The sequence below is a fragment of the Ruegeria sp. AH12 genome (assembly GCF_056541465.1).
The window spans coordinates 142,516-151,564 of sequence record NZ_JBQFYL010000008.1 but is presented as its reverse complement, the minus strand read 5'-3'; the positions used below and the strand labels follow the sequence as shown (position 1 = coordinate 151,564).

Here is a 9,049-nt window from a genome sequence, read left to right as displayed (position 1 = left end):
GGTTGCGGCAGGCGATTTTCCAAAGGAAAATCTGCCGAGAGCAACTCGGTTGAACTTAAGAAGGCCGTCCCAAAAAGGGGCGGCCTTTTCGTCATCACAATTCGCGTTATTCTGTTTGAAACGAACAAAAGATATTCAGGTAATATGCCGACTTTGATCACCAGGTTTCTTGAATCCACAGTTCTGGCCTTACTCTTGTTGAGTTTTGGCGCTGCAGAAGGCCTTTCCAGGCCGCTCATTACGAATTCCCAGGCCACCTTTGCCTCTGCTTGTCTTGAGGGTTCCGAGACTGCGGAGCGCCTGGTCGAAATCTGCCAGCAAGGATTGGGTGATGTCGACGCGTCTGACAGGCAGCGCATCGAGATGTTGGATGTGCTCGCATGGGCGTATTTCGACCTTGGGAAATTGGACAAATCCGAAGACGCATTCTCGGAAATCCTCGACATAAACCCGAATGCAGAACCCGGGCTGCAGGGGCGCGCCTGGATTTACTACTACCGGGATGATTATGTCCAAGCCAGTGAGTGGTTTCGCAAAGCGGTTGCGCGCAAGCCATCTGCGGAAAGCCTGTCAGGACTGGCAGCAAGTGATCGCCACAGTGGTCAAGTTGAGTTCGATGAATACGAAGAAAGCATGCGCCTCGCGCTGGCGCTGGACCCTGAATATACATGGGGTATCCGGGAACTAGCGTGGAGCCTAACCGACCAGTTTCGCTATGACGAAGCACTGGAATTGTTTCGAACCGCTACCGAAATTGATTCATTCGACGCCAATGCACAGTACGGTATGGCTGTCGTTCTGATCGAGCAGGATGAATGGGAAGAAGCCTTCAACTACATAACACGCACGCTCGAGTTGGATCCGGATTTTGTTGCCGGGAAATCCCGCCGCTCTCTTATCCTTTTGATGCTGGATCGTCCCAAGCAGGCGCTGGCAGATGCCGAGGCAGTTATTAACGCCACTCCCGATGAGGCGGATGGTTATGTTCGCAAGGCTCGGGCGCTTTCAGCGATGGGGCGCAGGGCGAAGGCGCATGAAGTGCTACAAACAGCCGAAGAAATGGCCGGGCCAAACAGTTACCTTTTGTATTGGCGGGCTGATCTTCTTGCTGCGGATTATGAGTTCGAGGCGGCGCTGGTTCAGATACGGCGCAGCGTCAAGCGGGACGACGCCAATCATATTGATCATCGTTTTCATGCAGAGATAGCCCTTTGGCTTGACAAAACGACAGAGGCCCGAGGCGCAATCAATAGGGCGCTGAAGCTAAGCCCTGATGAGCCTTACACACAGTATGTGAATGCGCTGGTCATGTTGAACGAAGGGCAGTTCAAAGCCGCTGAGAGCACCTTTGACATGGCAATTGAGGCTGGCTTGTCGGAAGACTACTTGGGAGATTTCCTCTCAGCTTTGGTGGCAGAAGGGCGCATCGTGCAGGCCCTTAGGATGCGCGTCCGCCACAGCAATGGGAACCAAGGATAAGGCATCAATCCTCTTGGGCGTATCCGGGTTGGTGCGGCGTGTTGCGTACAGCGGTCAATCTGATCGTCCGAGCTGTGGTCCTAAACTCAACCACCCTCTGCCGCCGCACGTACTGCCCGGATATTCTCGCCATAGACCTCAGGCTGATCTACCGACCCGCCCTTGAACACCGCTGACCCGGCGACCAGTACGTCGGCACCGGCCGCAGTGACCAGAGGAGCAGTCCGGGGATCAACGCCGCCGTCGATTTCAATATGCACCGGGCGGTCGCCGATCATCTGGCGCAGCTTGCGGATCTTTGTGGTCATGTCGATGAACTTCTGGCCGCCAAAGCCCGGGTTCACGGTCATCACACAAACCAGATCAGTAAGGTCCAGCAGATGCTCGACCGCCTCGGCAGGAGTGCCGGGGTTCAGCGCGATGCCGGCCTTCATGCCAGTGGCCCGGATCGCCTGCAGGGTTCGGTGCGTGTGCGGGCCAGCCTCTACATGGGCGGTCAGGATGTCGGCGCCAGCATCGGCATAAGCCTGAATATAGGGATCAACCGGGGCGATCATCAGGTGCACGTCCATCACGGTTTTCACATGAGGACGGAAGGCCTTCACCGCCGGGGGACCGAATGTCAGGTTCGGGACAAAATGGCCGTCCATCACGTCGACATGAACCCAATCTGCGCCTTGCGCTTCGATGGCCTGAATCTCGGCACCGAAATTGGCGAAATCGGCAGACAGAATGGAAGGCGCGATCTTGATGGTGCGGTCAAAGCTCATGGTGGTCTCGTATCAGCTGAAGAGTCGCGGTCGCGTATACCCGCGCCAGCCAGGGAAGGATAGTCCCGGTGCTTTGTGCGTCGTTACAAAACTTTCATCACGCTGACACATATCCGTTTTGTGGTGTCTGTAGCTGACCGCCAATACGAATTGGGGGTGGCACGTGCTGCGGATCGAGAAACTGACCAAGCGCTTCGGCGAGAATACCGCCGTTGATGCGGCAACGCTGGATGTAGATAAGCCGTGCATGATCGGCATCATCGGGCGCTCGGGCGCGGGCAAATCGACCCTGTTGCGGATGATCAACCGTCTGACGGATTCGACCGAAGGCGAGATTTTGTTCGAGGGCCGCGATGTCACGAAACTGAAGGGCCGTGAGAAACGCGCCTGGCAGGCCGATTGCGCGATGATCTTTCAGCAGTTCAATCTAGTGCCGCGCATGGATGTGGTCTCGAACGTGCTGCATGGTACGCTGAACCGTCATTCGACGTTGGCCACCATGTTCAACCTATACCCAATGGCAGAGATCCATCGTGCCATCGATATTCTGGATCGTCTGGGGATCGCCGAACACGCGCCTAAACGGGCCGAAGCACTTTCGGGCGGACAGCAGCAGCGCGTCGCCATTGCTCGCGCCCTGATGCAGGACCCAAAGATGATTCTGGCGGATGAGCCGATTGCCTCACTCGACCCGATGAACGCACAGGTCGTGATGCAGGCGCTGCGTCGCATCCACGAAGAAGATGGCCGCACGGTCATCGCCAACCTGCACACGCTAGACACTGCGCGCCGCTACTGCGACCGCGTGGTCGGTATGCGCGACGGGCGCATCGTCTTTGATGGCCTGCCCGAGCAACTGACAACCGGCGTCGCCCGCGAGATCTACGGGGCAGACGCCAGCTTCTCGGAAGAGGCAACCTCGACCGAGATCGAGATTCTGGATGCCACCCAGAAGGCGTTGATGGAAGCAGAAGCGACCATCTGAGCCACCTACCCCCCTTCATCGACCGGCTGATGAACGGCCGGCACATCAACTGGAGAGAGACAGATGAAAAAACTGATTGCTGCCCTTGCTGCAACCACGGCCCTGGCCACACCGGTCCTGGCTGACGAAATCAGCGAGTTCCGCATTGGCATTCTGGGCGGCGAAAACGCCCAGGATCGCCTGAACAACAACGAATGTCTGCGTGAATACACCGAAGAAGCTCTGGGTGTTGAAACCAAGCTGTTCGCCCCTGCCGACTATGATGGCGTGATCCAGGGCCTGCTGGGCGGCACCATCGACATGGCCTGGCTGGGTGCGTCGGGTTATGCAAAAACCTATCTGAGCGACCCCGAAGCGGTTGAGCCGGTTTTGGTTAAAGTGAACCTGGACGGTGGTTACGGCTACTACTCGATCGGTTTTGCTCGCAAAGACAGCGGCATCACCTCGCTGGAAGAAATGAAGGGCAAGACCTTTGGCTTTGGCGATCCGAACTCGACCTCGGGCTACCTGATCCCGTCGATCGAAATCCCTGCCGCGACCGGTTCGACCATGGAATCGGGTGACTACTTTGGTGAAGTGAAATTCACCGGTGGCCACGAGCAGACCATCGTAGCGGTCAACAATGGTGACGTTGACGGCGGTGTAACCTGGGCTGACGGTCTGGGCGACTGGGAAGATGGTTTCAACTCGGGCGCCCTACGCCGTGCAGTTGATGCAGGTCTGGTCGACATGAACGACATGGTCATGATCTGGCAGTCCAAGCCGATCCCGGAAGGCCCAGTTGTTCTGCGCACCGCACTGCCTGCGGATGTCAAAGAGAAGATGACTGCCCTGATGGCAGGTCTGGCTGAGAAAGACCGTGAATGCTTCTACGGTGTTGCAGCGGGCGAAGCCAAAGCGTTCGAGCCGATCTCGCATGAAGCCTACGAAGTCATCATCGAAGCACGCAAGCTGAAGTCCAACTAAGCCTGCATCTTCCAAGTTCGGGGGCCGGTTTCTGCCGGGCCCCGATTTCCACTCAGGAGCATTCCATGACAGACCTGACCGCAGGGTCCCAGACCGTCGACCAGATCCGGGCCGACTATTCCGATATGACACGGCGCAAGCGGGTCTATGGTGGTATTCTTCTGATCCTTTTTGTTGCGCTGATGGCCGCGGGTTTCCGCACCGCAGACAGCCGCAACGCAGGCAGCTTTATCGATGGCTGGCGCCGTATTTTCGACTATCCCACCGAGGTTCTGTCCGAGGCGTGGGAGAAGATCGGGTCGATGTCCGAGAACCTGGTCAAGTTTTTCCCGGCTCTGATCGAGACGATCAACATTGCCGCAGCCTCGACCCTGATCGGGACCATCGCAGGGACGTTTCTGGCCTTGATGTCGACGCGTGGCATGGCGCTTTGGCCTGCACTTATCCCGCTGTTCCGACGTATTGCCGATATCTGTCGCGCAATCCCCGAGATTGTCATTGCGCTGGTGCTGATCTTCGTTCTGGGCGGCGGCCCGGTTCCTGCGATGATCGCGATTGCGATCCATACAGCCGGCGCACTGGGCAAGTTGTTCTCGGAAGTGAACGAAAACGCTTCACTAAAGCCCGTTGAAGGGCTGCACTCAGCCGGAGCCAATTGGTCTCAGCGTATGTATTTGGGTGTCATCCCGCAGGTCGGCCCGAACTACGTCAGCTATGCGCTGCTGCGGTTCGAGATCAACATTCGCGCGTCTGCCATCCTCGGCTTCGTCGGGGCTGGTGGTCTGGGCTATGAGCTGAGGAACTCGATGTCCTGGGGGCAGGGGCGCTATGACGAAGCGGCGGCCATCTTCTTTCTTCTCTTTGTCACTATCGTCGTTGTGGACCAGATCTCAGGTGTGCTGCGCGACCGCCTGACCCATGGCTCGGAAAAAGGAGCCTCAGCATGAGCACGTTCGCAACCGATCTGTCGATTGATGAGCTGAAGGCCGAGGCGGACCGCCTGTTTAGCCGCAAGCGCCTGATGAATTTCGGTCTGCCTGTCCTGGTTCTGGTCTATCTGACCTATGTTTTCTTCGCCTTTGACGTGCCGGGTCTGACAGCCCGCGCCAATCTGGAGAATGGCAAAACGCTGGTTGCAGACAGTTACAGCTATAAAACCCATATCGAGCGGGACAATCGCACCGGCGAGGTTTCAGCCGCCATCGAGGGCGAACGCAAGGGCGCCTATCCCGAAGGTGAGGCCCCGGATTGGGTCGCGCTGGGCGAAACAACCGTGATCGATCTGGAGGACGGGCATGTTGTCCGTTTCGGTCCGGAAACGATTGAATATGACATTCCCGGCTATGGCACCGTGCGCGCCACACCGACGCGCGCCGCCGGGGTGCAGGCTGAATTGCCACCGGGTGATGTCCCCGAGTGGATCAATGTTTCGAAAAACCGGATGGCCATCACCACGGATGCGGGCCGCCTGACGGTGACCCGAAACCGCGCCGAAGTATTCCGGTACTTCAACGGGTGGGAGCTGTTCTGGTTCACGCTGGATAGCCCGTATTATGGCCAGCCTTTCTCTGAGTTGGCCGGGCGTGCTGCCAGTGGTGAAGCGGGGGCCATTTTCAACGACTTCTGGACCAATAAGATGTGGCGGCACCAGGACGTGGCTTGGGCGATTTTCGAAACAATTCTGATGGCGTTCCTAGGTACGTTCGGTGCGGCCATCGTGGCGTTGCCGCTGGCGTTCCTGGCCACGCGCAACTTCAACCCGCTGAAATCCGCCCGGTTTTTCACCCGCCGTATCTTTGACTTCGTACGGGGTGTGGATGCGTTGATCTGGACCGTTGTGTTGGCCCGCGCCTTTGGCCCCGGCCCGTTAACCGGGGCTCTGGCAATGCTGGTGACGGACACTGGCACCTTCGGCAAGATCTTCTCGGAAGCGTTGGAGAATGTGGACCAGAAACAGATCGAAGGCGTGCAATCGACCGGGGCCAACGCCACGCAGCGCTATCGTTTTGGGGTTATCCCTCAGATCACGCCTGTTCTGCTAAGCCAGCTTTTGTATTTCCTCGAATCCAACACCCGCAGCGCCACCGTGATTGGTGCCATTACCGGTGGGGGTATCGGCCTGTTGCTGACCCAAGCGATCATCACGCAAAAGGACTGGGAAGAGGTCGCCTACTACATCGTCCTGATCATTCTGATGGTGATGCTGATGGACTGGTTCTCGGGCTGGCTACGCCGTCGATTGATCCAGGGAGAGTCAGGGAAGACGCGAAAGCCGCGTGATTCTAGACGTAAACCCTTCCTTTTGCCCTGACTGAATAATTGGACCAGACCATGCCAAGACTGCGTGCAGATCAGCCGTTCATTCACCCCGATTGTCAGATCACCAACAGTCAGTTTGGTGAATATGTCGAGATCGGCGCGGGTAGCCGTGTCGCAAATTCGGTCTGGGGTGACTATTCCTATTGTGACCGGACTTGCGACATCGCCAATGCCGAGATCGGCAAATTCGCCAATATCGCCAGTTTCACCCGCATCGGTGCAACAGATCACCCCATGGAGAAAGCGTCACTGCATCATTTTCTATATCGATCGGCGAGTTATTGGGACGATGAAGAGGATGATGCCGACTGGTTCGCCCATCGGGCCAGCCGTACTGCTAGGATTGGCCATGACACTTGGATTGGCCATGGTGCCATGATCAAACCCGAGATTACAATCGGGCATGGCGCGGTTGTGGCTGCCGGGGCCGTCGTCACAAAGGATGTTGCGCCTTTTACAATTGTCGGGGGTGTCACGGCGACTGAGATACGCCGCCGCTTTTCCGTCGACGTAGCCGACCGCATGATGGCATTGGCCTGGTGGGATTGGGACAATGCACACCTGCGCAGGGCCTTGCCGGATTTTCGCGCGCTAGATGCTGAGGCGTTTTTAGAAAAATACGAATAGGCATCAAGGGATAAGGCCTCCTTCAGAAGTTCGAAGAACCGCCGAAACCCGCGTGATCAATCCTCATTCAGGGTCAAGGTCACGCGCTCACCGGCAAAAACGGTCCGGCCAAGTTCCACTGGATTGCCATCGGGGTCTGCGTTGATCCCGGTTGAAAACAGCACCGGGGCTCCTTCGCTGAGATGCAGATGCAAAGCTTGAGTTGCCGTTGCCGCCCGCGCGGTCAGCCTGGTCGATATTCGGGTGTAATCGGATACACCACAGGTCTGCAGCGCCTTTGTGACGGATTGCGTGTCTTGCAGAGCTTTCAAGAGATCGGGAAATCGCAGGGCCGGGAAAACACTTTGAAACAGCCCGATCGGCTGCCCATCGGCCAAAGATAATCCATCATAGACGTGCACGGGGTCGCCAGTGTTTAGCTGAAGTGCATCAGCTTCGGCCTCATCTGCGGCGCGGGTTGTCAGCGAGAGAATCTGTTTGCCCGGAATCTTGCCGCTGGCCGATATGTTCTTGTGGTACCGGACACGTTTGCCGATGGGATAATCGGTTGGGCGGGCAGCCACGAACACACCTGCGCCGCGGCGCGCGTGAACCAGGCCCTGTTTTGCCATATCCGACAATGCCCGCCGCACAGTATGGCGGTTGACGCCATGTTTTGCGGCCAGCTGCGCCTCGGTCGGGATTCGATCCCCGGTTTGGTACCGCCCTTCAGCTATGTCAGAGGTCAGGCTGAGCGAGATGCTTTTCCAGATCGGTGTTTTGCTCATGTCATCAAATATTCACAGAGTTTCGATTGCAGTGCAGATCCCTGCAGGGTAATATTTGTCTAGTTGTATAGTATATGTAGACAACCCCGCCAAGAGGCTTTGATGACATATCAGACAGAATTTGAGACTGCCGCACGGCAAGAATGGATGGGCCTTCTGGCGCGCGCACCAGAAGAGGCGATGTTGGCGCTGTGGAATGGGCTTCCCGACCGTCCACATTTTGACTGGCTGCGCCGTCCTGAAGTCGGTGGCGTCATGGTTCGTGGTCGCGCAGGCAGCACTGGCGCACCGTTCAATCTGGGTGAAATGACTGTGACCCGCTGCTCCGTTGTTCTGGAAGATGGCACCGTTGGGCACGGATATGTGCAGGGGCGGTCAAAACCTAAGGCCGAAGCTGCCGCGCTGATCGATGCGATGATGCAGACCCCTGCGGCGGGGACATTGAGGTCAGAGCTTCTGGAACCGCTTAATCGGCACATGCAGGCGTCGAAAACGGCGCGCGCGGCCAAGGCGGCGGCGACGAAGGTCGAGTTCTTCACGATGGTGCGGGGGGAAGACTGATGTCGGAACAAGCACAGTTTTCCGGCGGATTTGATAACGCCCCTATCCAGGCGGCACATGCCTTCCGCGCAGCCATGACAGTCATGGCCCGACCGGGTGAGATTCGCAGCCTGACCGGCGCTGTTCCTCCGGCGCCCTTGTCGGTTGCGGCGGCGACCCTGCTGCTGACGCTTTGCGATCCGGAAACCAAGCTGTACCTGGCCGGGGCAGTCGACACCGACGCAGTGCGCAAGTGGCTGACCTTTCACACTGGGGCACCTTTGGTTGCCGCGTCTGAGGCGGATTTTGCCGTTGGAACCTGGCAGGATTTGGGGGCCCTCAATGCGTATCGTATTGGAACGCCGGAATACCCCGACCGCTCGACCACGTTGATCGTGGAGTGCGATGACCTGCAGGCGTCAGGTGCGGTTCTGTCTGGGCCAGGTATCAAGGATGTCGCCCAGTTGTCACTACCGGATGTGGCTGTTCTGCAAGCTAACGCGGCGCTCTACCCGTTGGGATGTGATTTCTTTCTGACCTGCGGCGATCAGGTTGCGGCTCTGCCGCGCAGCACGCAGATCACGGTAGGAGGCTGA

At 57.7% G+C, this 9,049-nt stretch carries 11 protein-coding genes; 8 read left to right on the top strand and 3 right to left on the bottom strand.

The annotated features are described in order from the left end of the window. The coding region (locus tag ACR0EL_RS13775) for a hypothetical protein (protein ID WP_480500490.1) at window positions 1-239 on the bottom strand (239 nt) is incomplete at its 3' end. Window positions 240-324: 85 nt separating this feature from the next. Here ACR0EL_RS13775 and ACR0EL_RS13770 point away from each other — a divergent pair. Further along, window positions 325-1,479: a tetratricopeptide repeat protein gene (locus ACR0EL_RS13770; RefSeq protein WP_480500489.1), complete on the top strand. Its 1,155-nt coding sequence runs from the start codon at window positions 325-327 to the stop codon at window positions 1,477-1,479. Between the two features lie 86 nt (window positions 1,480-1,565). On the opposite strand, the gene rpe is transcribed toward ACR0EL_RS13770, so the two are convergent. After that, window positions 1,566-2,249, bottom strand: a complete 684-nt coding sequence (gene rpe, locus ACR0EL_RS13765) for a ribulose-phosphate 3-epimerase (protein ID WP_480500488.1) — start codon at window positions 2,247-2,249, stop codon at window positions 1,566-1,568. 163 nt (window positions 2,250-2,412) lie between these two features. On the opposite strand from rpe, the gene phnC reads away from it, so the two are divergent. From phnC to ACR0EL_RS13740, 5 genes are all read left to right on the top strand, one after another. After that, window positions 2,413-3,234 carry a phosphonate ABC transporter ATP-binding protein gene (gene phnC / locus ACR0EL_RS13760; RefSeq protein WP_480500487.1) on the top strand — a complete coding sequence of 274 codons (822 nt, stop codon included), beginning with the start codon at window positions 2,413-2,415 and terminating at the stop codon, window positions 3,232-3,234. Between the two features lie 63 nt (window positions 3,235-3,297). Further along, complete coding sequence (gene phnD, locus ACR0EL_RS13755) at window positions 3,298-4,200, top strand: phosphonate ABC transporter substrate-binding protein (RefSeq protein ID WP_480500486.1); 903 nt, start codon at window positions 3,298-3,300, stop codon at window positions 4,198-4,200. Window positions 4,201-4,265: 65 nt separating this feature from the next. Next, on the top strand, window positions 4,266-5,147 hold the full coding sequence (phnE, locus tag ACR0EL_RS13750; protein ID WP_480500485.1) for a phosphonate ABC transporter, permease protein PhnE: 882 nt from the start codon (window positions 4,266-4,268) through the stop codon (window positions 5,145-5,147). Then, on the top strand, window positions 5,144-6,511 hold the full coding sequence (gene phnE, locus ACR0EL_RS13745) for a phosphonate ABC transporter, permease protein PhnE (RefSeq protein ID WP_480500483.1): 1,368 nt from the start codon (window positions 5,144-5,146) through the stop codon (window positions 6,509-6,511). The genes phnE (ACR0EL_RS13750) and phnE (ACR0EL_RS13745) overlap by 4 nt, the downstream gene beginning before the upstream one ends. Window positions 6,512-6,531: 20 nt before the next feature. Next, window positions 6,532-7,146 carry an LbetaH domain-containing protein gene (locus ACR0EL_RS13740; RefSeq protein WP_480500481.1) on the top strand — a complete coding sequence of 205 codons (615 nt, stop codon included), beginning with the start codon at window positions 6,532-6,534 and terminating at the stop codon, window positions 7,144-7,146. Between the two features lie 56 nt (window positions 7,147-7,202). Here the strand turns inward: ACR0EL_RS13740 and phnF are convergent, their stop codons facing one another. Then, on the bottom strand, window positions 7,203-7,913 hold the full coding sequence (phnF, locus tag ACR0EL_RS13735) for a phosphonate metabolism transcriptional regulator PhnF (RefSeq protein WP_353012135.1): 711 nt from the start codon (window positions 7,911-7,913) through the stop codon (window positions 7,203-7,205). 102 nt (window positions 7,914-8,015) lie between these two features. Between phnF and phnG the strand changes: the two genes are divergently transcribed. Continuing rightward, window positions 8,016-8,474 (top strand): phosphonate C-P lyase system protein PhnG, encoded by a 459-nt coding sequence (phnG, locus tag ACR0EL_RS13730; protein ID WP_480500479.1) that lies wholly within the window; start codon window positions 8,016-8,018, stop codon window positions 8,472-8,474. Next, window positions 8,474-9,049, top strand: coding sequence for a phosphonate C-P lyase system protein PhnH (phnH, locus tag ACR0EL_RS13725; protein ID WP_480500478.1), 576 nt, complete (start codon window positions 8,474-8,476; stop codon window positions 9,047-9,049). The genes phnG and phnH overlap by 1 nt, the downstream gene beginning before the upstream one ends.